This window comes from Actinoplanes oblitus, assembly GCF_030252345.1.
In the GTDB taxonomy this organism is placed as follows: domain Bacteria; phylum Actinomycetota; class Actinomycetes; order Mycobacteriales; family Micromonosporaceae; genus Actinoplanes; species Actinoplanes oblitus.
On sequence record NZ_CP126980.1, the window covers coordinates 3795784 to 3820425 of the forward strand.

Below are 24642 nucleotides of genomic sequence, written 5' to 3' on the forward strand. Positions count from 1 at the left end.
TCCCTTCGAGGGCTCAGGAGCGGCGGATGACGATGTCGCCGTACGAGGTCCGGCCGCGTACCTCGACGGTGGTGTCGGTCGACGCGGGCTGCGCGGCGGTGTCCAGCTCGTTGTGCACCCGGCCGTACCCGGTGGTCAGCTCCAGGTAGGCGGCGGTGCCGGTGGCGATGCCGATCTCCATGTCGCCGGTCGCGGTGCCGACCTGGATCTGGCCGCGGACCACCTCGCCCAGCCGGATGGCGCCGTTCGAGGTCTTCGCGTCGATGCCGGCGCCGGCCCGGTCGATGGCGATGGCGCCGTTCGCGTTGCGCACCCGGACGTCGCCGCCGGCGACGTCGATGGTGGTGTCGCCGTTGGAGTTCTTCACCTCGACGGCGCCGTCGACGGTGCCGACCTGGACCGTGCCGGTGCCGGTGGAGATCTCGGCGTCGCCGCCGATCCGGCCGGCGGTGATGTGCCCGGCCCCGGTGTGCAGGCGCAGCGGGCCGGTCCGCTCCAGCCGGACGTTGCCGGTGGTCTTGAAACGGCACGCGCCGAGCCGGCCGCTGGTCCGCACGTCGCCCATCCACATGTGCGCGTTGATCCGGGAGTCGGCGGGCAGCTCCAGGAGCACGTCGACGGCACGGGTCTTGCGGGAGAAGTCGAAGATCCGCTTCGGGCCGGTGATCGTCAGCTGGCCGTCGGCGTAGTCGACCCGGACCTGCTCGGCGGCCTGCACGTCGGACTCGTCGGTCCGGTCGGCCGGCTCGACCCGGACGACGGTGTCGACCCGGTCGCTCGCGACGACCGCGACGTTGCCCACCCCCAGCTCGATGGTGACATCGATCGACAGTGGTGTATCGAATTCGGGCATGGTGGTCCCCTCGGGCTAGTGAGCTGAGCGTTACCGGACCCAGCCGGTGAAGGTCTGCTTGCCGGGTTTGCCGCCGTGCGGCCCGGCCGGTTGCTCCCGGCCGGCGTGCTGCACGGCGGTGGCGGCCGCCCGCACCAGCCAGGCGTTGACCGAGCGGCCCTCCTTGGCGGCGGCCTCCTCGATGGCGGCCTTGAGCTGCTCGGGCATCCGCACGTTGATGCGGGCGGCCGGGCCGTCCTCGGGGAATGTCAGGTCGCTGCCGGCCGCCGCGGTGCCGGCTGCGGTCGTGTCCGGCTCGCGCGTGTCGGCCGCCGGCGGGGTCACCACGAAGTCGGGATCCCGGCCGCGCAGCCGCAGCTCCACCGACCCGGGCGCCAGTTCCCGGGTGATGTCGTCGGCCGCCGCCGAGAGCACGTCCAGCAGGGTCATCCGGATCGCCGCGTCGAGCGAGCCGGTCAGCCGCTCGACCAGAGCGCGCGACTCCTCGCCGCCGGCCTCGGCCAGCGTGGCGAACTCCCGTCCGAGGTTGCTCACATACGACGTCAGGTCCATGGCACCACTATGGCACCAACATGGCACACATACAAGGCGCGTGGCACATCTGCGGTGCCATTCTTGGCGTCAATGGCAAAAGCGCAGGTCGGGCCGATCATTGCTTGTAGGGTCGAAGCTGTGTCGGTGAAGCAGTCGACCCTGACCTGGGGTACCGCGGTGCTGATCGCCGTACTGGCGCTCCTGCTCGGCTACACCGTGGTGGCCCTCGGTGACGCGGTCGACGACGAGCGCGCGGCGCACCAGCGACAGGCCCAGTTCAAACAGCTCGCGCTCGACCTCGGCGACGCCTCCGACCTGCTGACGGCCGAGGCGCGGATGTTCGCCATCACCGGGGCGAGCAGCCATCTGGACGCGTACTGGAAAGAGATCAACCAGACCAAGACCAGGGACCGGGTGATCGAGCAGCTCAAGGCGCTCGGCGCACCCGGTGAGCTGTTCGATCTGCTGGCCGAGGCGAAGGCCAAATCCGACGCCCTGGTCAACACCGAGACCCGGGCGATGCGTCTGGTGCTGGAGGCCAAGAACACGCCGGTGTCGGCCATGCCCGGCCCGGTGGGCGAGTTCACCCTCTCCGCCGCCGACGCGGCCCTGAGCCCCCGGGCCAAGATGGCCCGGGCCGGGCTGATCATGTCCGATGATCAGTACGCCGCGGACAAGGCGCTGATCACCACTCCGCTCGCCAAGTTCCAGCAGAAACTCGAAGCTGCCGCGCAGACCCAGGTGAAGGACGCGACAGACACCACCGGCCGGCTGCTGGCCACCCTGCTGGCGCTCACCATCACGCTCGCCGTCGGGATGGCCGCGGTGCTGGTCCTGATCCACCTGAAGACCGGCCGCACGGTGGTGCGCTACGCCGCCGCGCTGCGCCACCGCGACCCCCGGAACCTGGACTTCGCCCTGCCGCCCGAGGGCACGACCGAGCTGCGCGAACTGGCGGCCGGCTTCAACAGCCAGTTCGAGCAGGTCCGCGAGCTGGTGATGGCGGTACGCGGCAGCGCGGACGAGGTGCGGGCCTCCGCACACCAGCTCACCGGGCTCAGCGCCGACCTGCTCACCTCCAGCACCAGCGCCACCACCGGCACGGCCGGCGTCTCCGCGGCGGCCGACGAGGTGTCGCACAACGTGGCCGCGGTCTCGGCCGGTGTCGAGCAGATGACCGCCTCGATCGGCGAGATCTCGCAGAACGCCAGCCGGGCGGCCGAGGTGGCCTCGTCGGCGGTCGGCGTCGCGGAGACCGCCCAGCAGACGGCGAACCGCCTCGGCGAGAGCTCCGCCGAGATCAACAGCGTGGTCACCCTGATCAACGGCATCGCCGAGCAGACCAACCTGCTGGCCCTGAACGCGACGATCGAGGCGGCCCGCGCCGGTGAGGCGGGCAAGGGCTTCGCCGTCGTGGCCAGCGAGGTGAAGGATCTCGCCCAGGAGACCGGGCGGGCCACTGGCGACATCACCTCCCGGATGGACGCCATCCAGGCCGACACCGCGGCGGTCATCGCTGCCATCGCCGAGATCAGCGGCATCATCGAACGGATCAGCGACTCGCAGAACACCATCGCCTCAGCGGTGGAGGAGCAGACCGCCACCACCTCGGAGATCAGCCGCAGCCTCGGCGAGGCGGCCGGCGGCTCACAGATGATCGCGGGCAACACCGCCGACGTACGTCAGGCGAGCGAGCAGGCGCGGTCCGCCGCCAATGTCACGCAGCGCGCGTGCGACGAGCTCTCCGCCAAGGCGGCGCAGCTGCACGAGTTGGTCCGCGACTACCACGTGTGATCGCGGAGCCGGTGCACCTACCAAAGTAGGGGAGCGGGCGGAACCTCCGGCCGGTGTGCGGCCGGGCAGCGATCGGCGATCGTCAGGCCACTGACCGCGACACGTGGGGGTGGCACATGAACGAGACGATCGCCGGGGTGCTGCGGCGTTCGGCGGCGACGCGCGGACGCCGGATCCTGCTGGTGGCGACGGCCGGGATCGGGGCGCTCGCCGCCGTGGCACTGCCGGCCGGACTGCCGCCGGCGCAGCGCACCTTCGCCGAGTTCGCCCCGCAGGTGCAGTTGCTGATCTCCGTCCCGCTGCCGTTCGTCGGTGTCCTGCTGGGCAACGATCTGCGCGGGACGACCGGTGCGCGGGTGCTGCCGACGCTGGGCGGAGCGACGCTGATCGCCGTCGTCGCGGGGCTGGCCGGCGACGTGTTCGCCGCCGCCGCCACTGCCGCCTCCGCGTCCACCGCGCCGGATCCCTGGGCGCACGCCGGCGGGACGGCGCTGGCGGGTGTGCTGGTGCAGGTGCTCGCCCAGCTCATCGGGACCGGGCTGGGGCTGCTGATCGCCGGGCCGGTGTGGGGGTGCCTGGCGACGATGGTGCTCCCGCTCGGCGCGTACGCCCTGCTCGCCCCGGTGGGTGCGGCCCGGGGGTGGCTCACCCCGTACGGGGCGGCGCGGCAGGTGCTCACCGGAACGGCGGGGGCGGCACAGTGGACCGGCTGGCTGGTCGTGGCACTGCTGTGGGGTGTGGCGCTCAACGCGGCCGGCGCCGCCCGGCTCGCGAGGACGCCGGCCGGCCGCCGGTAGGACGAATGTCCCGCCACCTCGCGATGATTCGTCTCTGCCGCCGCCCGGGCCGGTCTTCCTACCGTGAACGCATGACGAAGACAGCACCCGCGGTGGCGGCGCGGGGATTGACCAAGGCCTACGGGCCGGTCCGCGCGGTCGACGGCGTCGCGTTCACCGTCGAGCGGGGCGCGGCGATCGCCGTGCTCGGACCGAACGGCGCCGGCAAGTCCACCATCATCCACCTGATCCTGGGCCTGCTCACCCCGGACCGGGGAACGGTCACCGTGCTGGGCCGGACGCCGGAGCGGGCGATGCGGGCCGGGCTGCTCGGCGCGATGCCGCAGGAGGGCGACCTCGTCGCGCGGCTCTCGGTCCGCGAGCTGATCGGGTTCGTCCGGCGCACCTATCCCGCGCCGATGCCGCTCGACGAGGTGCTGCGGATCGCCGGCCTGACCGGCGTGGCCGGCCGCCGGGCGAACCGGCTCTCCGGCGGCCAGGCACAGCGGGTCCGGTTCGCGCTCGCCCTGGCCGGCGACCCCGACCTGGTGGTGCTCGACGAGCCGACCGCCGCCCTCGACGTCGAGTCGCGCCGCGAGCTGTGGACCGCGATCCGGGCGTACGTCAGCCGTGGCAAGTCGGTGATCTTCTCCACCCACTATCTGCAGGAGGCGGACGAGAACGCCGACCGGGTGCTCGTCATCGCCGGCGGGCGGGTGGTCGCCGACGACTCGGCCGAGGAGATCAAGCGGCTGGCCGTCGGCCGGACCGTCAGCGTCGACATCGGGAACGGGCTGGCCGAGGCCGTCACCGCGCTGCCCGGCGTCATCGCGGCCCAGCGCCGCGGCGACCGTGTCCATCTGCGCAGCCGGGACGCCGACGCCACGGTGCTCGCCCTGGCCCGGCTCGGCGCCGTCCGCAACCTGGAGGTCACCTCGGGTGGTCTGGAGGAGGCGTTCCTGGCCCTGACCCACCCGGAGAAGGGAGTCGCCGGATGAGCGCGTACCTCCGTGTCGAGCTGACCCGGATGTTTCGCGACGGTGGCTACCTGATGCTGAGCCTGGTCCTGCCGGTCGCCGTCTACCTGCTGCTGCACCGGACCGCCGGGACCGGCGGCGATCACGCCGGGGCGGTGGCGCGGGTGGTCTCCGCCGCGGCGTTCGGCGCGCTGGGTGTGGCGGTCAACAGCTGCACGAGCATCGCCGAGGACCGGGCCCGGGGGTGGCTGCGGCAACTGCGCCTGACGCCGCTGTCCCCGGTCCAGGTGGTGCTCGGTCGCGCCGGGTGCACGCTGGCCGTGGTCATCCTGCCGGTCGTCGCGGTGGGCGTCGCCGGCGCCACGGCCGGCGGGGTGACCCTGGCGCCCGGCGCCTGGCTCGGGACCGCCCTGGTGCTGTGGTTCGCGGTCACCCCCATCGCGTTGCTCGGGCTGGCGCTCGGCTACCTGGTCCGCCCCGCCGTCGCGCAGATCCTCGGCACGGTCTGCTACCTGGTGCTGACCGGACTGGGCGGCCTGTTCGTCCCGCTGACCGAGGTACCCGGGTGGGTGGCCGCGATCGGGCGGTCGAGTCCCACGTATCGCTACTCGCAGGTGGCCGCGGACGCCGCGCTCGGCACCGCTCCACAGTGGTCGGCGATCGCGGTGCTGCTCGGCTGGACCGTGGTCGGCGCCGGGCTCGCTGCCCTTGCCTACCGGGGCACCGGACGTAAGCTGTGAGGCGATGAGCGCGGCCCGGTCCGGTGTCCGGCTCCGGCCGATCCTGTTCTATCCCTGGCTGCTGCTGCTCCTCGGTCCCGCGATCGCGGTCGTCCAGGGCGGGACGCACCCGGCCTGGGTGGCCGGTGCCGGTCTGCTGCTGCTCGCCGCCGCCTTCCTGTGCGCGGTGCACCTGGCCCTGGGCGGGGGCGGGCTGCGTCCGGCGGCCCTCGGTGCGCTCGCGGTGCTCGCCGTGCTGACCGTGACGCTGACATTCACCGGCGGCCAGCCGATGATCAGGGCGTTCTACCTGGTGGCGATGGCGGCGGGGGTGGTCCTGGCACCCGGCCCGGAACGCCTCGGACCGCTCGCGTCCCTGGTGGTGGCGACCGCCGCCGCGTCCACCGCGTGGCTCACGCACGCCGGCGACGTGTTCGGCGCCTGGTATGTGACGTTGCTGTCGGGTCTGCTGGCCGGCGGCTTCGTGAAACTGGTGGCCACCGTGAACGAGCTGGGCGCGGCCCGCGACGAGCTCGCCCGGGCCGCTGTCGCCGAGGAGCGCCTGCGGTTCGCCCGCGACCTGCACGACCTGCTCGGCCACACGCTGTCGGTGATCGTGGTGAAGGCCGAGGCCGTCCGGCGGCTGCACGAGCGGGCCCCGGAGGTGGCGCGGCAACAGGCCGTCGACATCGAGACGATCGGCCGTCAGGCGCTGACCGAGATCCGCGAGGCGGTCACCGGGTACCGGGTCACCACGCTGCGCGACGAGCTGGCCGGCGCCCGGGCGGCCCTCGCCGGCGCCGGGATCGAGGTCACCGTGCGGCACCCCGGGCCGCCACCGCCACCGCCGGTGGAGGCGCTGCTCGCCTGGTCGGTGCGCGAGGGGACCACCAACGTGCTGCGCCACAGCGGCGCCGGTCACTGCGACATCCGGATCGCCACCACCGGCGGCGCGGTCACCCTGGAGATCGTCGACGACGGGGCCGGCTGCGCCGGGGCGGCGGCCGGGAACGGCCTGCGCGGGCTGGCGGAACGCCTCGACGCGGTGCGCGGGACGGTCGAGCTGGTGCCCGCGGCCGGCGGCGGAAGCCGGCTCGCGGTCCGCCTGCCGTGCGCCGCCGAGCCGGCCGAGGAAGGGGAGACGCGATGATCCGGGTGGTGCTGGCCGAGGACCAGGGCATGATGCGCAGTGCCCTGGCGCTGCTGCTCGCCCTGGAGGAGGACATCGAGGTCGTCGGTCAGTCCGGCGACGGCGGCGCGGTCCTGGACCTGGCGATCGAGCTGTCTCCCGACGTGGTGGTGCTCGACATCGAGATGCCCGGGCGCAGCGGCCTGGACGTCGCGGCCGACCTGCGCGGCCGCATGCCCGCCTGCGCGGTGCTGATGGTCACCACGTTCGCCCGGCCGGGATACCTGCGGCGGGCGCTGGAGGCGGGCGCCCGTGGCTTCCTGGCCAAGGACGGCCCGGTCGAGGACCTCGCCGCGGCGATCCGCGCGGTCCACGCGGGCGAGGAGGTGATCGACCCGGGCCTGGCCGTCGCGGCGCTGGCGGCCGGCCCGAACCCGCTCACCGACCGGGAACGCGACGTGCTGCGCTGCGCCGCGGACGGCGCGACGATCGGCGCCATCGCCGGTCGGCTCTTCCTGTCCCCGAGCACGGTACGCAACTACCTGTCCACGGCGATCGGCAAGACCGGTACCCGCAACCGCATGGCGGCCTACCGCGCCGCCCAGCACAACGGCTGGCTCTGACCGGGAGCACCGCCTACCCGGAGCCGGCCAGCCGCCGGCACAGCTCCAGCAGTCGCTCGTCGTCGCCGATCGTCCCGGCCAGCACGCCGTGCGTGCTGAGGTTGTGCCGGAGCGCGGTGGTCAGCTCGGCCCGCGCGTGCCGGGCCGCGTGCCGGCTGTCGCCGGTCTCCACCCAGAGGCGGGCGATCCGCGGCCGGATCAGGGGCTGTGACTCCCAGACGCGGCCCAGCCGCTGGGCCGCGTCCCGCTTGCCGGCGATCCACCAGAGCGCGTCGGCGGCGGCCGCGGCGACCGCGCCGTCGATCCGGCTGCCGCCCAGCGCGGACAGCCGGCGGGTGCGGCTCTTGACCCGGATGCCCAGCTCCTTGAGTCCGTCGATGGCCGCGACCGCGTGCTCCGGCTTGGCCGCGCGGTCGTCGAAGTAGCGGTCGTAGACGCCGGTGGCCGCCTCGGCGTCGCCGGCGACGAGCCAGATCGCGCGTGCCGCAGCCAGCTCCAGCGCCGGGTCTCCGCAGGTCAGCGTGGTGCGGATGGCCGGGATCCGGCCGGCGGCGGCCCGGCCGGCGCGGGCCAGCAGGCCGAGCGTCGCCACGTCGATCGACTTGTCCGCGAGGTGTTCGGCGGCCTCGGCGGGCGCGACGGCGGTCAGCGCCCGCAGCAGGTTCGCCCGGTGCGTCTCGAAACGCCACGGCTCGGCGAACGTCTCCGGCCGCAGCGCCCGCAGGTGCCGCCGCAGGGTGCGGCTCGTCCCGCGGGCCCGCACCCCGAATCCGGCGATGCCGCGGTGCAGGCCGGCCGCGTCCGGGACCTCGTCGAGCAGGCGTTCCAGCACCGGCAGCACCCGTTCGTCGCGCAGCCCGGCGAGCAGCCGTACCGCCGGTCCCAGTTCCGGCCCCTGCGCGCCGGGGACGACCCAGGCGAACGCGCCGTCCCCGGCGCTCGGCCGGATCCGGTCGGTGGCCGGGGGCAGGACCGCCCACACCGCGTCGGCGGCCGGCCGGGCCAGCTCGTCGGCGCCGTGCAGCAACCGCAGCGCCGCAGCCCGTACCTGTGGCTCCCCGTCCGACAGCAGCCCGGCGGCCCGCGACACCAGCGGTGCGTAGGGCCCGCGCAGCCGCTGCACCAGGGTCCGTGCCGCATGCAGCGCGTCCTGCTGGGCGTCCCACGCGTCCAGGGCCAGCATCCGGTCGAGCAGGTCCAGGTGCGCAGCGGCGTCGTTGCGGTAGGTCGCCCGGATCGCGCTGAGCACCTGGTTGTAGCCGGGCGTCCACTGCCGGGCCGCCATCCGCCGCCCGGCCAGCAGCGGCGCCACCTCGTCGTCGAGCGGTTCCGGCTCGCGGTTCAGCCCCGCCCGGTAGGCGTCCAGCAGCGTGTCGCGGGCCGTCTCCACGTCGAACGGCGGCGGGTTGAGCAGCGCCATCAGCTCGGTCAGCGCGGTGATCCGCACCCGCAGGTCCGCGTCGCTGCCGGCCACCCAGGCCAGCCGCCGCTTGGTCGGTTCGTAGCCGGTGCCCACCGCGCCCGCGAGCACGCAGCTGCGGACCAGGGTGACGCGTACCGCCGGGTCGGGCTCCTCGACGTAGCGGTCCCAGAGCAGCCCCGGCGCCAGCCGCGTTACGGCCCGCAACGTGTAGGCGGCCGCGTCCCTGACCTGTGGATCACTGTCGGTCAGCAGATCGGTGAGCCCGGCGTGCCCGGCCAGCAGTTGCTTGGCCCGCAGCGTCTCGCCGGCCATCTGCCAGGTCCGGTCCGCCCCGGCCAGGTCGCCGATCAGGCACAGGATCGGCCCGCGATCGGCCTGTTCCGGGTCGGCGACCAGGTCCAGCAGGATCGGCAGGACCGTCACCACCCAGGGCCGGACGTCCTCCCCGTCCGGCGCCATCCGGCGCAGATCCCGTAACGCCCGGGTCCGGGCCGTCTGTTCACTTCCGGTCAGAGCCAGGAGCTTCTCCCGTACGACGAAGCCCCGCTCCACCGTCGCCCAGTCGATGTCACGCAGCGCGCGGGTCTCCGTCATGCGCTAGATCATGGTGGTCCGTGGTGGTTCGCGCCAGCGGGGTTCACCTTCCCGTGGCGCGCAGGGCGTCGGCGAGCAGGGCGAGCCTCCGGGCCGCGCGGCCCGGGTCGCCGCCGCGGGGTCCGCCTGGACACCGGCCCAGACCGGGCTCGCCTGGCTGCTGCACCGCGCGCCGGACGTGCTGCTCATCCCGGGCACCGCCACCCTCGCCTCCCTGACGGCGAACATGGCGGTGGCCAACGTCCCGCGCGAGGTCACCGCCGCCCTCGGCTGAGCGACGGCGAGGGCGCCGTCACCGGCTCGAGCCGGTGACGACGCCCTCATGCGGTGCCGATCAGCGGCGGGCGACCAGGAAGCGGGCCGCGACACCGGTCAGCGCGATCGTGCTGCCGGCGACGAGCAGCCAGAGCACCGCCGGGCCGGTGGTGGGCAGCGCCGGCGTCGAGCTGGCCGTCTTCTTCGGCGCCGCCTTGACGTCGAGACGCCGGATCAGCGGGTTGCCGTTCACGTCGACGCCGGAGGCGACGATCGAGTGGTCACCGAACGGCACCCCGGTCGGGATGGTGACCGTCACGCTGATCTTGCCCTCGGCGTCAGCGGTGGCGGTGCCCAGGTCGAGCGGGTCCGAGTAGAGGGTGACGGTGACCGTGGAGAACGGCGCGTACCCGCTGCCGGTGATGGTGACGGTGCCACCGGGCGCCACCGTGTTGTCGGTGCCGGGCGGCGTCTCGAGCGTCTTGTCGGTCTCCGGCACGGTGGCCGGTACCACCGGAACGTCCGGCGTGACCTGGTCCGGCGCCGCTGTCGCCGCCGACTCCCCGCCCTTGCCGAGCGCGGTGACGGTCACCGTGTACGAGGTGCCCGCAGCCGCGCCGATCACGCAGCTGGTGCCGCTGGTGGTGCAGCTGCCCGGTCCCGGGTCGGCGACCGCCCGATAGCCGGTGATGCCGGTGGTGTCGGCGGGCGGGCTCCAGGACACGATGATCGACGACGTGCCGGCCCGGACGGTGACGCCGCTCGGGGAGCCCGGCGGTGCGACAGTCGGTTCCGGGGTCGGGGTGTTCACCGCCGGCGACGGAATGGTCTCCGACGTCGACGGCACCGCGTTGCTGGACGACGGCGTCGGCGTCGCGCTGGTGGCCGACGGTTCCGGCGAGGCGCTGGTGGCCGACGGGGCCGGCGAGGCGGAGCCGGCCGACGGGGACGGTGACGCCGTGGTCGGGGTCGCCGACGGCGCCGCCGTGGTCGGCATGGCGGTCGGGGACGGCGTGACGGGCACCGGCGACGGGGTGACGGGCACCGGCGACGGCGACGGCGTGATCGGTTCCGGCGTGACCGGTACCGGCGTCGGCGTGGGCGTCGCGGTGGTGGGTGCCGGGGTCGGTGATTCGCCGGGTGTCACCACTGGCGACGGCGACTCCGACGGTGATGCCGACGGCGAGGGCGACTCGGACGGCGACTCCGACGCGGAGGGCGACTCGGACGGCGACTCGGACGGCGACGGCGACTCGGACGGTGATTCCGACGGCGACGGCGACTCGGTCGGCGAGGGCCAGGCCGCCGCGGCGTTCGGCGTCACCGTGACGGTTGCCGGATCGCCGGCGCCGACCGAGTTGCGGGCGCGCAGCAGCACCGTCGCCTCGACGTCGTTGGGCAGCCCGGACACGATGCCGATCAGGTCCTCCACGCCGTCCTCGGTCAGCACGTCCACCGTCGTCCAGCTCTCGCCACCGTCGACACTCACCTCGTACGAGGTGACGGCGTCCCCGCCGTCGTCGTCCGGCGGCCAGAACAGCAGCTTCGCCTTCTCGTCGCCCGGCTCGGCGTTCAGCTGCGCGGGCGGGCCCGGCCGCCACTTCATCGCCAGCGTCCGCGAGTCGCTCGGGTCGCCGTCACCGGCCTCGTTCTTCGCGCGGACCCGTACGGTGTAGGTCTCGCCCTTGGTGAGCCAGTCGACGGTCGCCTCCACCGTCGTCGCGTCCCCGCCGGTCGGGGTGGTGGTCAGCTGGGTCCAGTTGTCCCCGTCGTCGGTCGACACGTCGTAACCGGTGATCTCGCTGCCGCCGGTGTCCGTCGGCGGCTCGAAGACCAGGGTCGCGGCGGTGTCGCCGAGAGTCACCGACAGGGCGGTGGGCGCCGCCGGTGTCCCGATCGGCGTGGCCGCTGCCGCCTCCGAGGCCGGCCCCGGGCCTCCCGCGTTCACCGCGCGCACCCGCATCGGGTAGGAGACATGCGCGATCATGTCGTTGACCTGTCCCTCGATGGTGGTCGCGCCGTCCCCGGTGGGGTAGTACCCGATCAGGTCCTGCCAGGTGCCACCGTCGTCGGTGGAGTACTGGTAGGAGATGATGTCCCCGGCCGGCGGCTCGAAGACGAGGTGGAGGCCGCGTATGGTCGGCGTCGCGACCAGGGCGGTCGGCGCGTCCGGCAGGTCCACCGGCGTCACCGTCTCGGTGACCTCGTCGCTGGGTCCCCGGCCGTTCACGGCGCGCAGGTGCAGGGTGTAGGCGACCCCGTTGGTCAGGTCGGCCACGTCGAACTGCAGCCGGCCGGTGTCCCCGACCGCGGTGGTCTGCACCGGAGCCGGCTCGGCGTCGTCGATGCCCACCTCGTAGTGGTCGATGGCGTCACCGCCGTCGCTTTCCGGCGGCGTGAACTCCACGTGCGCTCCGCTGTCACGCGCGGCGACGGTCAGCCCGGTCGGCGCGCCCGGGACGGTGGCCGGCGTCACCTCGGCGGTGACCTCCTCACCGGGCCCGGTGCTGTTCACGGCCCGCAGGTGCACCGTGTACGCGGTCCCGTTCACCAGCCCGGACAGGTCGGCCTGCATGGTGCCGTCGTCCTGGTCGGTCTGGATGCCGCTCAGAGTGCCCCAGCCGCCGTCGCCGGTCAGCACCTGGTAGTCGGTGATCGTCGATCCGCCGTCGTCGTCGGGCGCGGAGAACACCAGGTGAGCGCCCTGGTCCAGCGGGGTGACGGCGAGCGAGGCGGGGGCGCCCGGCGCATCCGGCACCGGTGTCACGGTGACCGTCGCGGGGTCACCCGGGCCGATGTCGTTGACCGCGTGCACCTGCACGGTCGCGAGTTCGTTGTTCGTCAGGCCGGCGACCGTCGCGGTCAGGACGCCCTCGGACTCCGTGGTGACCAGCGGCGCCCAATCGCCGCCGTTGACGGAGACCTCCCACCCGGTGATCGGGCTGGCGCCGTCGTCGCCGGGGGTGATCGTCAGCAGCGCCTGCCCGTTGCCGGCCGTGGCCGTCACCGTCGGCGCGGCGGGGGCGGTCGCCACGTGCGGCGTGACCGTCTCCGACGCGACGCTGGGCGCGGACCGGCCGACGTCGTTGGCCCCGGTGTTCGACGCGGTGACCGTGACCGTGTACGCCTGGCTGTTGGTCAGCCCGGTGATGGTGCAGTGCAGATCCGTCGTGGAGCACGTCTGGCCGGACCCGCTGGCGCTCGCCGTGTACCGGGTGATCGCGTGGGATCCGTTGGCGCTGCCGGCCTCCCAGCTCACCTCGAGGCCGGCGTCCCGGGCCACCGCGGTGACCGCCGTCGGCGGCAGCGGCACGGTCCGGTTCGTGACGGCGACCGGCGGGGTGAGCCCGGTGATGGTGTCCGTCTCCAGTTCCTCGCTGCCGCTGATCCGGCTGACCGTGCCCGCTCCCGGGTCGGTGGCCCACAGGTTCTGGTGCTCGTCGACGGCGAGGCCGCCCACGCCGCCGTCGACCGGCGCCGCCGTGTCGGCCCCGTCCGCGTCCACCTTCACGTACTCGCCCTTGTCGGGCGCGGCGAGGTACACGTTGTGGTCGTCGTCGACGTCGATGGCCGTGATGACGCCCAGGTCCAGCGGGCTGCCGACGGACGAGGCCACGCCGTCGGTCACCCGGTACAGCCTGGTCAGATGGTCGTTGCCGGTGTCGTAGTCGGCGACGAAGACGTCACCGTCCGAGGCGACCGCGACGCCCCGCGGGCTCACCAGGCCGTCGATGGCGACGGTGCTCCGGGTGCCGGTGTTGTCGAACTTGTAGAGCTGAGCGTCGCTGGAGTCGGTGACGTACAGGTCGCCGGAGCCGATGTCGAGGCTGGACGGCGCGGTCAGGTCGGCACCCCACACGTCCGGGGTGCCGTCCGGCGCGAACCGGACGATCTTGGGGGGCACGGAGACGGCCGCGTAGACGTATCCGTCGTCGCCGACCGCGACATCCACCGCCACCCCGTTGTCACCGGGGTCGGACAGCTTGGTGAGGGTGCCGTCCGGCCCGATCCGCCAGACCGCGCCGTCACCGTCGACGGTGTAGGTGAGCAGGCCGGCGATCGCCTGCACCTCGCCCACTGCCGCTGCCCGGGTGATCCCGATCAGGACACACAGTCCGGTGACCAGGAGAACCATGATTCCCGCCGCGCGACGCCGCAGCTTCTCCACCGACATGCCGTTTTCACTCCCCGTTGCCAGGCGTGCGACGCCGCCCATCCGCATGCCCTGCGGGGTGGGCGGCGACAGTCCGCCCTCACTATCTCCGGAGGAGCAGGTCCGCCGCTTAAAACCCGGAAAATCGGCCAGAAGTAGTAAGAGTCAGTCTATTTACCGTGGTGACCGGCCCGGGACGGCCGACGCGCGGTGGTGATCAGGGGCGAGGCGGATTCGCGGGCGGCAGCCGGTGCCGAGGGGATAGGTTCGTCCGATGAGCGACTGGAATGCCAAAATCATCGATGAGTTCCGCGCCAACGAGGGCCGGGTCGGCGGCCCCTTCGAGGGTGCCCCGATGGTGCTGGTGCACAACCGTGGCCGCAAGACGGGGCGCGAGCTGGTCATCCCGCTGATGTACCTGCCGCACGAGACCGACGCCGACGTGATCTACATCTTCGCCTCGAAGGCCGGCGCCCCGGAGCACCCCGACTGGTACCACAACCTGATCTCGGCCGGCAAGGGCGCCGTGGAGGTCGGCACCGAGACCTACGACGTCACCGTCCGCGAGATCACCGGCGACGAGCGTGACCGCATCTACGCCGAGCAGGCCCGGCGTTACCCCGGCTTCGCCGAGTACGAGCAGAAGACCGCCGGCATCCGCACCATCCCGGTCCTGGAACTGACCCGCGCCTGAGACGACCCCCGGCACGCGCGAGGCGCGCTTCGGCTTCCGGCCGCCGATTTCCGGTACGCCCGGAGCGCGCCCGCCGTCCGTCACGCTCCGGGATCACGTAACGAGGTGGCGGAGAGCAGCCGCCCGTCGACGGCCGCCGGTGCGCGACGGGCGATGCCGGCCAGCAGATCGGCGACCTGAACCCGTGGGTCGTCCCGCGAATCGACCATCACCAGGCCGGCCAGCGGGGACCCGCCGTCGCCGGCCAGCGCCTGTTGGAGGCGGGTCAGCCGGTCCGCGGTCAGGGCGCTCTGCTCGTCGTGGAAGACCAACACCCGCCGCCGGCCCCGGCTCCAGAACAGCACCGTCTCGGCCAGCGCCGGCAGCAGCGGCTCCAGCGGCGGCGGCATCGACCGGTCGTCGGCGTCCAGCCGGGACCGCACCGCCCGCACCGCTGCCGGCCGCAGCGCGGTGAGCACCGGGTCGGTCCCGAGCCCGCTGTCCCGCAACCGGTCCCGGGCCCGCAGGAACCGCTCGGCGGCCCGCGGATCCGGCTGCCGCCGCCTCCGGACCAGGTCGGCGAAGGCCGCCAGGAAATCGTCCCACGCGGCGCCGGCCGTGCGCCCGGCCCGGTACAGGGCGAGCGCCGCCGCCCGGTGATGGGCCGCCAGGCTGGTGCCGGCCGTGTAGGACGGCTCGCTGAGCATCAGGTCCACCACCCTGGTGACCAGGAAGAACTCCTTGTCGATCAGGTGCACCAGGGCGCGTCCGGCGAGCGCGGCGAGGAACCGGTCGCGGGCCGCGCCCGGCTGGCGCAGGAACCGGCCGGACTTCAGCTCGTGCGGCGAGAACCGGAACCCGGATCGCAGCGTGCCGATCAGCTCGGTCGCCTCGGCCACGCTGAGGTCGACGCTCGCGTGCGCGATCACCGGGGTGCCGGAGTGCAGCAGGTTGGTGCCGGAGAAACCGGACTCGTCGCACGCGATCTCCACCACGGCGCCGGTCACCGCCCCGGTGGGCGGCAGGCCACCCTGCAGCGGCGATCTCATCCCGACATACTTGGCCCGCCGCGCGGCGGTGACAACCTATTTGCGCTCCGGGAAGAGCCCGGACATCCGCTCGGCCAGCAGCTCCGGACCGGCCAGCCCGGCGAACAGGTTCGGCAGCAGCGCCACCAGGCCGGTCCACCCGGTCTGGTGCGCCGCGCCCAGCCCGGCGCCGTCGTCGCCGTGGAAGTACTCGGAGAACGTGATCAGATCCCGCCAGTGCTCGGTGGCGAAGATGTCCTGCCCGCCATGACAGGGCCGGTGCCCGTTCCCGTCCGGCAGGAAGATCCCGGTCAGCCGGGTGGCGAGTTCCCGGGCCACCTCGAAGAGGTTCATCCGCTGCCCGGAACCGGTCGGGCACTCGACGGTGAACTCGTCGCCGTACCCGACGTAGAGGTTGAGCAGCGCCCGGATGATCAGCATGTTGACCGGGAACCAGACCGGCCCCCGCCAGTTCGAGTTACCGCCGAACAGGCCGCTGTCCGACTCGGCGGGCAGATAGGACACCCGGTAGACCTGGTCGCCGACCGGGAAGGTGAACGGCTCGGTCAGATGCGAGCGGGAGAGCGACCTGATCCCGTACGGACTGAGGAACTCGTTCTCGTCGAGCATCCGCACCAGGACGCGCCGCAGCCGGTCCTCGTCGAAGAACGCCAGCAGATGCTCGCCGTCCTCGGTACCGGACCGCCCCCGGGTCAGCACCGAGCTGACGCTGGGGTGCCGGGCGACGAAGTCCCACGCGTCGTCGAGCAGCCGCGGGAACCGGGCGACCAGCGCCGGGTCGTACACCGTGGCGGCCACCAGCGGCAGCAGCCCGACCATCGAGCGGATCCGCAGCGGCCGGGTCTCGCCGCCGGGCAGCCGCAGCAGGTCGTAGAAGAAGCCGTCCTCGTCGTCCCAGAGCGTCGCCGTGCTCGACTTGCGGTTCACCGCCACCGCGATCCACGCGAAATGCTCGAAGTACGCCTGTGCCTGCTCGACGTAGACCGGGTCGCGCACCGACAGCTCCAGGGCGATCTGCAGCATGCTCTGGCAGTACAGCGCCATCCACGCGGTCCCGTCGGCCTGGTCGAGCGTGCCGCCGGTGGGCAGCGGCGCGCTGCGGTCGAACACCCCGATGTTGTCCAGGCCGAGGAAGCCACCCTGGAACACGTTGTTGCCGTCGGCGTCCTTGCGGTTCACCCACCAGCTGAAATTGCGGGCCAGCTGATGGAACACGCTTTCCAGCCAGTCGTGGTCGCCCTCACCGGTGCGTGCCTTCGCCAATTCGTGGACCAGGTGCGCCGCCCACGCGTGCACCGGCGGATTGACGTCACCGAAGTTCCATTCGTACGCCGGAATCTGCCCGTTGGGATGCAGGTATCGCCGGCTCAGCAGCAGGCTCAGCTGGCTCTTCGCGAGCTCCAGGTCGACCATACTTAGGGCGACTGCCTGGAAGCCCAAGTCCCAGGCGGCGAACCAGGGGTACTCCCACTTGTCCGGCATCGAGATCACGTCGTGGCAGATCATGTGGAACCACTCGCCGTTGCGCGTCGCGCCCGCCTCCAGCGGGTCCTTGCCGTGCCCGGTCAGCCACCGCTCGACGTCGTACCCGAAATATTGTTTGCTCCACAGCAGGCCGGCCAGCGCCTGCCGGGCCACCTGCCGTTGCGGCTCGCCCAGCTGCGGGGCGAGCACCCGCAGGTAGAACTCGTCGGCCTCGGCCCGCCGCGAGGCCACCAGATTGTCGAACGCGATCTCCGAGGTGTCGGCGGCCGTCTCGCTCAGCCGGACCCGGACCACTGCCGAACCGCCGGCCGGCACGTGCAGGGTGTAGTCGGCGGCGACCTTCGTGCCGGTGGCCGCCGGGTTGACCGCCTCCCGCTCCCCGTGTACCACGTAGCGGTCGATGGCGTCCTTGACGAACGGGCTGCCGTTCGGCCGGTGGAACACCCGATCGGTGTTCGTCTCGTTCTCGGTGAACAGCAGGTCGGGCGCGCCCAGGCAGGTCAGCCGGCGGGTGCCGAGCCGCTCGTGCACCGCCTCGACGACCGGCGCGGCGCCGTTGCCGGGGGCCGCGTGCAGCTCGGGCTTGGGCTCGGGCCGGTCCCAGGACCAGATGTTGCGGAACCAGAGCGTCGGCAGGACCCGCAGGGTGGCCGCCTCGGGACCCCGGTTGTGCACGGTGATCCGCGCCAGGATGTCCTCGGGGGAGGCCTTCGCGTACTCGATCTCGACGTCGAAGTACCGATCCTCGGCGAAGATGCCGGTGTCGAGCAGCTCGTACTCGTACTGACTCCGGTCACGACCACGGTTGGTCAGGACGAGATCCTCGTACGGAAAAGCGTTCTGCGGATACTTGTAGATCATCTTTTGGTACGAGTGCGTCGGCGTCCCGTCGACGTGGAAATAGTATTCCTTGACGTCCTCGCCGTGATTGCCCTCCCGGTTGGTCAGGCCGAAGAACCGCTCCTTGAGGATCGGGTCGCGCCCGTTCCACAGCGCGACGGCCAGGCACAGCCATTGCTGGTCGTCGCAGAAGCCGGCGATCCCGTCCTCACCCCAGCGGTACGCCCGGGACCGCGCCATGTCGTGGCTCAGATAGTCCCAGGCGTCCCCGCCCGGGCTGTAGTCCTCGCGAACCGTACCCCACTGCCGGTCGCTGACATAGGGTCCCCACCGCCGCCACGGCACGTCGGCGGTGTCGGCATCCCGGAGGCGTCGCTGCTCGGCGCCGAAGCTCTCAGCCATGCCCTCAGCGTGCGCCGTCCGGGAGATCAGTGGGGCGTCCTCAGCTGTCCGATGCGATACTGCCGGGTGCCGCGCCGAGAGGTATCTGCGACATATCTCTCGGCGCGGCCGGCGTGCTCAGTAACCGCCGAAGGTGTCGTGGGTGATGTAGGTGCCGGTCGGCGGGGTGATCGTGGTCCGGTTCTGCTGGAAGCCCTTCTCCCAGCGGGCGACGCTGCCGTTCGGGTTCTTCACGATGTACTGGTACTCGACGTAGGTGTTGGGCGGCAGCGCGGCGCCACCGGTCCAGGCCGGGAACGTCGAGCTGGTGGTGGTGAGCGGGACGGCCTTCGTGGTGTCCCAGCCGCCCAGCGCCGGGACGTTGCCCACCACGTAGACGTTCTGGCCCCAGCTGGTGAAGTCCGCTGTGACGTTGAAGGTGGCGGCGATCGGCGCGACCTCGGTGGCGCCGGCGGTCACCGGCGCCGCGGCGACGGCGGCCGGGGCGGCCAGGGCCGGACCGGTGATCCCGAGGACGGCGGCGACGAGCCCGGCGGCGACCAGGCCGGCGCGGGCGGCGGTGCGATTCTGCATGGGTTCTCCTGACAGGAAGCCTGCCGAATCCTGCAAGTTATGGAAGACCTTGCGGATTGCGACCCGGTGTCGCAGGCAGCTGTCCTCCACAGTGGTCGCGTGCGTACCGTCGGTCAAGGCGTGAGGAAAACCTGTGAGCTGCGTCTAGACGTCACCGCCGTGTCATAGTCTCTTGCTAACGGCGTACGAAAAAAGACTGCTGTTATTGCAACTCTTTGCAACCCTATCGGTTGCACCGTCACCGGAAAACCGGTCCGCAAGATCGTGCCGGTCCGCCGGCGTATCCGCGGCCGGGACGGGCATACGGCGGCAGATCCAGGTGGCGGGGGCCGGCGAGGGGAAACGGGCCATGGGGCACATCGGGGGCGACGACCTGGCCGTCGCGCTGAGCGAGCTGGCCCGGTCGTTGCAGAGTGAACAGGACGAACGGCACACCCTGGACGCGATCACCGCGGCCGCGGTGGACACCGTGCCCGGCACCCAGTACGCCGGCCTCATGGTTGTCGGACACCATCGCGAGGCCGACACCCGCGCCGCGACCGACGACCTGGTCCGGCAGGTGGATCAGGCCCAGTACGACACCGGGGAGGGCCCCTGCCTGGAGGCGGTCCACCGGGCGGAGATCGTGCGTCTCCCCGACCTGACCCGCGAGGGCCGCTGGCCCGCCTTCGCCCGCCGCGCCGCGGATCTCGGCATCCGCAGCATGCTGTCGTTCCAGCTCTACGTCGAGGCCGGCAGCCTCGGCGCGCTGAACCTGTACTCCCGGGCCCCGGAGGCCTTCACCGACGAGTCGGAACACGTCGGCCACCTGTTCGCCGCGCACGCCGCGGTCGCCCTGTCCGGGGCCAGGCGGCAGGAGCGGTGCGGGCACACCATCGAGACGCGCGACCTCATCGGCCAGGCCAAGGGGATCCTGATGGAGCGCTACTCGGCCACCGCCGACCAGGCGTTCCGCCTGCTGATCGAGGTGAGCCGGCGCACCGGCACCAGGCTCATCGACGTGGCCCGGCACCTCACCGACACCGGCCAGTTGCGACCGGACGCCCTGACCTCACCTGTTCTCGCGGACGCCCAGCCGGGGGCTCACTAGCCGGTCCGCGGCGTGTCAGCGGCCCGCGCGGGCCACGAGCGTGGCGTTGGCGATCCTGGTCGCGATCGGTCGCGCCACGGTAGATCGTTTCGTCGAGTACTGGTTGAGTATCGCGGTATGAGGATCGGACCCCGGTACGGCAGTGACCCGCTGATCGTTCTCGACGGTGACCCGGCGGCCGTCGTGGCGCCTCTCCTCGGCCAGCGCCGCCGGTTGGCCGACACCCTCGCCGGCTTCGACGAGGCGGCCTGGTCGGCGCAGAGCCGGTGCACGGCGTGGAGCAACCGGGACGTGGTGGTGCACCTGACCATCACGAACCGTTTCTGGACGCACTCGATCGTCCAGGCACGGCTGGGCCGGCCCACCAGGATGCTGGCCGATTTCGATCCGGTGCAGGACCCGGATGCCCTCGTGCGGGCTGTTCCACCGGAGCCGGTGGCGGACACCCTCGCCGCGTTCCGGTCCACCACCGAGGCGCTGGCCGACTGCCTGGCGGAGCTGAGCCCGCAGGAGTGGACGTGGCCAGCGGAGAGTCCGCTGGGTCACGTACCGGTGACCGTCCTGGCCCATCATGCCCTCTGGGACGGTTGGGTACATGAACGCGACATCGCCGCCGGGGTCGACGCACGCTGCGTCACGGTCGACGATGAGGTGCGCCCCGCGTTGCGGTTCGTCGCCGCGTTCGCGGCCGCCCTCGACCTGGTCGGCGCCACCGGGGCGGCCCGGCCGTCCCGCCGGGCCGCTGTGGTGACCGTTGATCCTGACGTCGCCTTCACCGTCGAGGTGAACGACCAGGTGCGTGTCACCGACGGTGTTGCACCCGGCGTCCCCGTCGCTCTGCGGGGCCGGACCACCGACGTCCTGGAAGGGCTCAGCGTGCGCGCGCCCCTGCCCGTCGACGCTGAGTACCGGTGGTTGACCGACGGCCTCCAGCGAACCTTCGAAGCGGCCGCGGATCCCCGAGCTTGACCTGTCCGGCATCGGATGACGACGCTCCGGCGCGGGGCACGGGTTCGGCAGCGAATGTAGTCCCCATATCCGTGGCGCGTCTGGCGTCGGCCCACAGACGCGACATCGCCGACTCCCCGAACACCCCCGCTGACGTCATTGGAGCTCGACGCGAACCTGCCTTTTTGGCCGCCAACGCCCCGCCTCGGCAGGTCAGCACCTCAGCCGCGGCACGCAGGGCGACCACCAAGGGTGACGGGCTGTCGCGAGCCGGTGTGCACGATCAGCGGCATAGACACCAGGCCGCTTCGTCGTGCATTCCGGCGGCTACCGCGGGAGAGGCTGTCGCGATGGTCGTCGAACGTCTTCCGCCTGGCGCCGATGTCGTTTTCGTCGGCCGGCGGGACGAACTCGTTTTCCGTGAAGCGCGGGGCTCGCGGTAAGAGGCCGGACAGTAGCGTCCTCACCATGTGCGCGGTCGGCGGCAGACAGTGCGCCTACCCCGCCCTCACCGGCGAGGGCGCCGTGCGAGCCGCTGCGAGCGTCACCCCAAGCCACGCTGCCTGGCGAGGAGCTCGACGGCGTCCTTGGCCTCTTTGAGGCCGGCACCCGTCGCCTCCCGGTACTCCTTGATCGCCTGGATCTTCCGGCCCGCAAGCAGTTCCTGCAGGACCATCCCGGGAACGTCAGGCTCGGGTTCGTGGATACCCAGGTGTGCCATGATCAGGTCCAACTTGCGTTCGATTGCCGCCAGCCGGTGCACCCGATGATCCACGGCGCTGCGGCGGCCGATGGCGACTACCAAAACCACCAGCATCAAGGGCAGCAGCGCGGCGAACGGCACGATCCACTCCATGCCCGCCATTCAACACCGGCCATGCCAGCGGTTCAGGCTCAGGCTCATCGCTGTCGGCCGCGACGCCAGCACAAGCGAACACGTTCGGCGGCAGCGTTCGGCGTCGGCTCACCGGGCCATCCACATCTGGACATCGGTGCGGTTTTGCGCGATCTTCGCCGGAGTGTCGTTCCTCGGGCAGGTGTGGACGCTGCAGGCTCAAGCCGAGCGGGCCCTGTCGGACCGACTCTACGGGGAGCTCGAGCTTCAGGAACTGCGCGACTTGCTGAAAAGCCGGCAATCCATACTCGCCGAGATCGAGACACTCGCCAACGAGTGACGTCGCTCAACCTGCTGGACGCAACGCGGCACCGGCCGTCAAGATTCTGCTAAGCAATGCGCACTTACGCGACATTGGCATGTCTCGCCTGAGCTGACGGTGAAATTCATTCAAGACCGAGAATGTTCTTCAAAAGGTCGTATGCGGCATTGCCACATATGCCGAGAGTCATCTGGCCGACTATAAAAAGCGACCAGCGGATGATGCCTGCAATGTGATCGATCGGTTCTCGGTGGACTCCGCGGTGCGCCCTTCTTTGGAGGAAGGTCTTGGTTTTGCTGCATCTCCGATGCCGGCCTTTGCGCCCTAATTTTGGGTGCGCTGACCTAAACTCACGTATTACAACGCGTGTACGGGATCACCCTTTTAATGGGAACCGCTCCGAGTTGGCATGGTCAGAACGTAATCGACCAGTGCCGAGAGCGCCGTACTTCGGCCCGTGCTTCACCCTTAGGGCGACTGCCTTTGTCGTGGCTGAACTTCGATCATGGCCAGGGCGGCTTCGCTGACGCGTACCCGTCTCGGCTACTTGTTTCATTGCCCAAGGACCGCGGCCCGGCCAGATCAAGATGTCGACATGGGTGAGCCACAGAGCACGACGCCTCGGTGCCGGCCGGCCAGGCAGTGGCTGGGGGCGCGTCTTCGCCCCACCAAGCAGGCGTCGAGTGGACGCTCGTCATGGCAGGCGACCAGGTTCGTCGGCGGCGCGGGCGGTGCCGTATCAGCGGTCGGTGTTCCGTGTTCAGGCCGGCGGTGCGGGGGCCGGGCGGAGGGATTGCCGCAGATGAAGACCGGTGCGGTACAACTCGACGAGCAGGGGGCGTAATTGTTGTCCAGCCGGGGTCAGCGAATAGGTGACGCGGCTCGGGAATCCGGTGACGGCCCGCCTCTCGACAAGATTCTGCGTGCGGAGCCGGCGGAGCCGTTCGTCCAAGACCTTGTCACTGAGTTGCGGGAGCGTTTCGCTGAGCTCGCTGAACGATAGTGGACGGTGCATGAGTTCGCGCAACACGAGGGTGGTCCAGCGTCCGCCGATCGCGGCCAGGGCGATTTCCACGGGGCATTCCGTGTCGGGCCGGTCGGTACGTCCGGCGTCGTCGGGCACCAGTTCGGCGTCCCATCGACTCACCGTTTGGTGAGCCATGGCGCTCTCCGCTTGGCTGTGGTCATGGCTGGACATGAGTTCATGATGACGCGGACCACTGAGGCGGCCCGACACCCCGCGGTGTTCGCCGCGGCGTTCGGCACCGGGCGGGTAGCGGCGGTTGAGGCGATGTACGAACCCGACGCGCTTCTCGTGCCGGAACCCGGCAACCCGGTGAGTGGTCCTGCCCGGGCCGCCGCGAGCGAGCGGTTCCTGGCGCTGGGACTACCGATCGAGGTACGGCCGAAGCACGTCTACACGGCCGGCGATATCGCGCTGCTGATCGTCGACTGGACCATCGAGGGAACCGGGCCGGACGGCGCACCCGTGCACATCGAGGGTACGGCGACCGACGTCGCTCGCCGCGGGGAGGACGGCACCTGGCGATATGTGATCGACAACCCGTTCGGCGTGGCAGAGACGGCGCCGTAGTAACAGGCCGGCAGAGCCGAAAGGTTCGTCCATGGCAGCACGAACCTTCGTTCAGCCGAGCGACGGCACCGCCGGCTCGCTCACGCATGGCGGCAAAGGAGTGCGGTGCCCTTCGGCCACAAGTCACGCTGCACTGGTGACCGCGACCGATCGAAACGGCATGCCACCGGTCACCGCGCACGCTCGGCAGCTGACGAGGGTGCCGCGACAATTGATGTGTTCGTCGGGGTTCGGAAGCCTATCGTCTCCTCGTGCACGTGATCCGGAGGGGAACGACGACCAGTCTCGGCCCGTAGCCGGCGAGGAAGTGCGGGAGCGAGGTCCGGTGTCCAGCGAGCAAGCGTTGATCGCCGAGTTGAAGGCGGCCGAGAAGGCCCTGGTCGGCCGCCGAATCGCCGAGGTGGTCTACTACGGCCTCGGCCCAGGCTCCGGTGAGTGGGATTTCGGTAGTTGGCATCGCCCGGTCATGGGCGTCGAACTGGTCCTTGACGACGGCTCGTCGTACTCGGTGGTCTGGGATTGTGGCTTCGGCAACTGCAGCCTGCACCTGTATGCGTCGCCAATGAGTGAACACCTGCACCTGGAGGGCGAAGGGTCCGGTAGCCGCTGGACCGTGCAGGACCACGATCGATGGAAACAGCTGCTCACCGCACCAGTCATCGAGAGCCGACTGATCTGGCACACCGACCTCACGGATTGGGGGCAGACCGCACCGGCGGCGCTACGTCTGGGCTTCCCCGCAGGTGATGTCTGGATAATCGCCGCGATGCAGTCGCAGAACGACTCCTGGTGGATCGGCGCTGACGAGGTGATCGTTGCCTTCACTCGCGACATGGTCACGCAGATCGGGGTTCAGGACCCGACGTGATGCGACCTGAAGCGAAATGGCGTTCGACTTTGCCGGGGCGAGCAGGTGTTCGCTCATCGGCTGAGCGATGCCCACAGGTGAGCGGTGCTGTCACGTGAGTGCATCGCTTCACGGCGTGGGTGCGGCTGGAGGC

Annotated in this window: 22 protein-coding genes; 13 read left to right on the plus strand and 9 right to left on the minus strand. The window is 71.5% G+C overall.

Features of this window, described 5'->3' with window-relative positions:
- Window positions 1-13 precede the first annotated feature (13 nt).
- On the minus strand, window positions 14-853 hold the full coding sequence (locus Actob_RS17035) for a DUF4097 family beta strand repeat-containing protein (RefSeq protein WP_284921183.1): 840 nt from the start codon (window positions 851-853) through the stop codon (window positions 14-16).
- Between the two features lie 30 nt (window positions 854-883).
- Window positions 884-1405: a toxin-antitoxin system HicB family antitoxin gene (locus tag Actob_RS17040; RefSeq protein ID WP_284921184.1), complete on the minus strand. Its 522-nt coding sequence runs from the start codon at window positions 1403-1405 to the stop codon at window positions 884-886.
- A gap of 126 nt (window positions 1406-1531) precedes the next feature.
- Here Actob_RS17040 and Actob_RS17045 point away from each other — a divergent pair, with 126 nt between their 5' ends.
- The 6 genes from Actob_RS17045 to Actob_RS17070 all read left to right on the plus strand — a co-directional run bounded on the left by Actob_RS17045 (window position 1532) and on the right by Actob_RS17070 (window position 7405).
- Entirely contained in the window at window positions 1532-3181 is a 1650-nt protein-coding gene (locus Actob_RS17045) for a methyl-accepting chemotaxis protein (protein ID WP_284921185.1), read from the plus strand.
- Between the two features lie 116 nt (window positions 3182-3297).
- Complete coding sequence (locus tag Actob_RS17050) at window positions 3298-3978, plus strand: hypothetical protein (RefSeq protein ID WP_284921186.1); 681 nt, start codon at window positions 3298-3300, stop codon at window positions 3976-3978.
- Between the two features lie 71 nt (window positions 3979-4049).
- The gene (locus tag Actob_RS17055) at window positions 4050-4955 is read left to right on the plus strand and encodes an ABC transporter ATP-binding protein (protein ID WP_284921187.1); all 906 of its coding nucleotides are present in this window, start codon (window positions 4050-4052) and stop codon (window positions 4953-4955) included.
- Window positions 4952-5674 carry an ABC transporter permease gene (locus tag Actob_RS17060; protein ID WP_284921188.1) on the plus strand — a complete coding sequence of 241 codons (723 nt, stop codon included), beginning with the start codon at window positions 4952-4954 and terminating at the stop codon, window positions 5672-5674. The genes Actob_RS17055 and Actob_RS17060 overlap by 4 nt, the downstream gene beginning before the upstream one ends.
- Window positions 5675-5678: 4 nt before the next feature.
- A complete protein-coding gene (locus Actob_RS17065) occupies window positions 5679-6803 on the plus strand; it encodes a sensor histidine kinase (RefSeq protein WP_284921189.1) in 1125 nt (374 codons plus the stop codon).
- The gene (locus Actob_RS17070) at window positions 6800-7405 is read left to right on the plus strand and encodes a response regulator transcription factor (protein WP_284921190.1); all 606 of its coding nucleotides are present in this window, start codon (window positions 6800-6802) and stop codon (window positions 7403-7405) included. The genes Actob_RS17065 and Actob_RS17070 overlap by 4 nt, the downstream gene beginning before the upstream one ends.
- A 13-nt stretch (window positions 7406-7418) precedes the next feature.
- Here Actob_RS17070 and Actob_RS17075 read toward each other — a convergent pair whose 3' ends face one another.
- Window positions 7419-9422 (minus strand): hypothetical protein, encoded by a 2004-nt coding sequence (locus Actob_RS17075; protein WP_284921191.1) that lies wholly within the window; start codon window positions 9420-9422, stop codon window positions 7419-7421.
- 10 nt (window positions 9423-9432) lie between these two features.
- Between Actob_RS17075 and Actob_RS17080 the strand changes: the two genes are divergently transcribed.
- Window positions 9433-9696 (plus strand): hypothetical protein, encoded by a 264-nt coding sequence (locus Actob_RS17080; RefSeq protein ID WP_284921192.1) that lies wholly within the window; start codon window positions 9433-9435, stop codon window positions 9694-9696.
- A gap of 60 nt (window positions 9697-9756) precedes the next feature.
- On the opposite strand, the gene Actob_RS17085 is transcribed toward Actob_RS17080, so the two are convergent.
- On the minus strand, window positions 9757-13851 hold the full coding sequence (locus Actob_RS17085; RefSeq protein ID WP_284921193.1) for a fibronectin type III domain-containing protein: 4095 nt from the start codon (window positions 13849-13851) through the stop codon (window positions 9757-9759).
- A 253-nt stretch (window positions 13852-14104) separates the two neighbouring features.
- Here Actob_RS17085 and Actob_RS17090 point away from each other — a divergent pair, with 253 nt between their 5' ends.
- On the plus strand, window positions 14105-14524 hold the full coding sequence (locus tag Actob_RS17090) for a nitroreductase/quinone reductase family protein (RefSeq protein ID WP_284921194.1): 420 nt from the start codon (window positions 14105-14107) through the stop codon (window positions 14522-14524).
- An 80-nt stretch (window positions 14525-14604) separates the two neighbouring features.
- Here Actob_RS17090 and Actob_RS17095 read toward each other — a convergent pair whose 3' ends face one another.
- The 3 genes from Actob_RS17095 to Actob_RS17105 all read right to left on the minus strand — a co-directional run bounded on the left by Actob_RS17095 (window position 14605) and on the right by Actob_RS17105 (window position 18852).
- Entirely contained in the window at window positions 14605-15552 is a 948-nt protein-coding gene (locus Actob_RS17095; RefSeq protein ID WP_284921195.1) for a hypothetical protein, read from the minus strand.
- Window positions 15553-15588: 36 nt separating this feature from the next.
- Window positions 15589-18279 (minus strand): MGH1-like glycoside hydrolase domain-containing protein, encoded by a 2691-nt coding sequence (locus tag Actob_RS17100; protein ID WP_284921196.1) that lies wholly within the window; start codon window positions 18277-18279, stop codon window positions 15589-15591.
- Window positions 18280-18396: 117 nt separating this feature from the next.
- Entirely contained in the window at window positions 18397-18852 is a 456-nt protein-coding gene (locus Actob_RS17105; protein WP_284921197.1) for a carbohydrate-binding module family 20 domain-containing protein, read from the minus strand.
- A gap of 349 nt (window positions 18853-19201) precedes the next feature.
- On the opposite strand from Actob_RS17105, the gene Actob_RS17110 reads away from it, so the two are divergent.
- Entirely contained in the window at window positions 19202-19942 is a 741-nt protein-coding gene (locus Actob_RS17110) for a GAF and ANTAR domain-containing protein (protein ID WP_284921198.1), read from the plus strand.
- 117 nt (window positions 19943-20059) lie between these two features.
- Window positions 20060-20911 (plus strand): maleylpyruvate isomerase N-terminal domain-containing protein, encoded by an 852-nt coding sequence (locus Actob_RS17115; protein WP_284921199.1) that lies wholly within the window; start codon window positions 20060-20062, stop codon window positions 20909-20911.
- Window positions 20912-21434: 523 nt separating this feature from the next.
- Here the strand turns inward: Actob_RS17115 and Actob_RS17120 are convergent.
- Window positions 21435-21746: a ribosomal protein L7/L12 gene (locus Actob_RS17120; protein WP_284921200.1), complete on the minus strand. Its 312-nt coding sequence runs from the start codon at window positions 21744-21746 to the stop codon at window positions 21435-21437.
- Here Actob_RS17120 and Actob_RS17125 point away from each other — a divergent pair.
- Window positions 21745-22065: a hypothetical protein gene (locus Actob_RS17125; protein ID WP_284921201.1), complete on the plus strand. Its 321-nt coding sequence runs from the start codon at window positions 21745-21747 to the stop codon at window positions 22063-22065. The genes Actob_RS17120 and Actob_RS17125 overlap by 2 nt on opposite strands.
- A 742-nt stretch (window positions 22066-22807) precedes the next feature.
- On the opposite strand, the gene Actob_RS17130 is transcribed toward Actob_RS17125, so the two are convergent.
- On the minus strand, window positions 22808-23245 hold the full coding sequence (locus Actob_RS17130; protein WP_284921202.1) for a winged helix-turn-helix transcriptional regulator: 438 nt from the start codon (window positions 23243-23245) through the stop codon (window positions 22808-22810).
- On the opposite strand from Actob_RS17130, the gene Actob_RS17135 reads away from it, so the two are divergent.
- Window positions 23234-23641, plus strand: a complete 408-nt coding sequence (locus tag Actob_RS17135) for a YybH family protein (protein ID WP_328518432.1) — start codon at window positions 23234-23236, stop codon at window positions 23639-23641. The genes Actob_RS17130 and Actob_RS17135 overlap by 12 nt on opposite strands.
- A gap of 325 nt (window positions 23642-23966) precedes the next feature.
- Window positions 23967-24509: a hypothetical protein gene (locus Actob_RS17140; RefSeq protein ID WP_284921204.1), complete on the plus strand. Its 543-nt coding sequence runs from the start codon at window positions 23967-23969 to the stop codon at window positions 24507-24509.
- The last annotated feature ends 133 nt before the right edge of the window (window positions 24510-24642 follow it).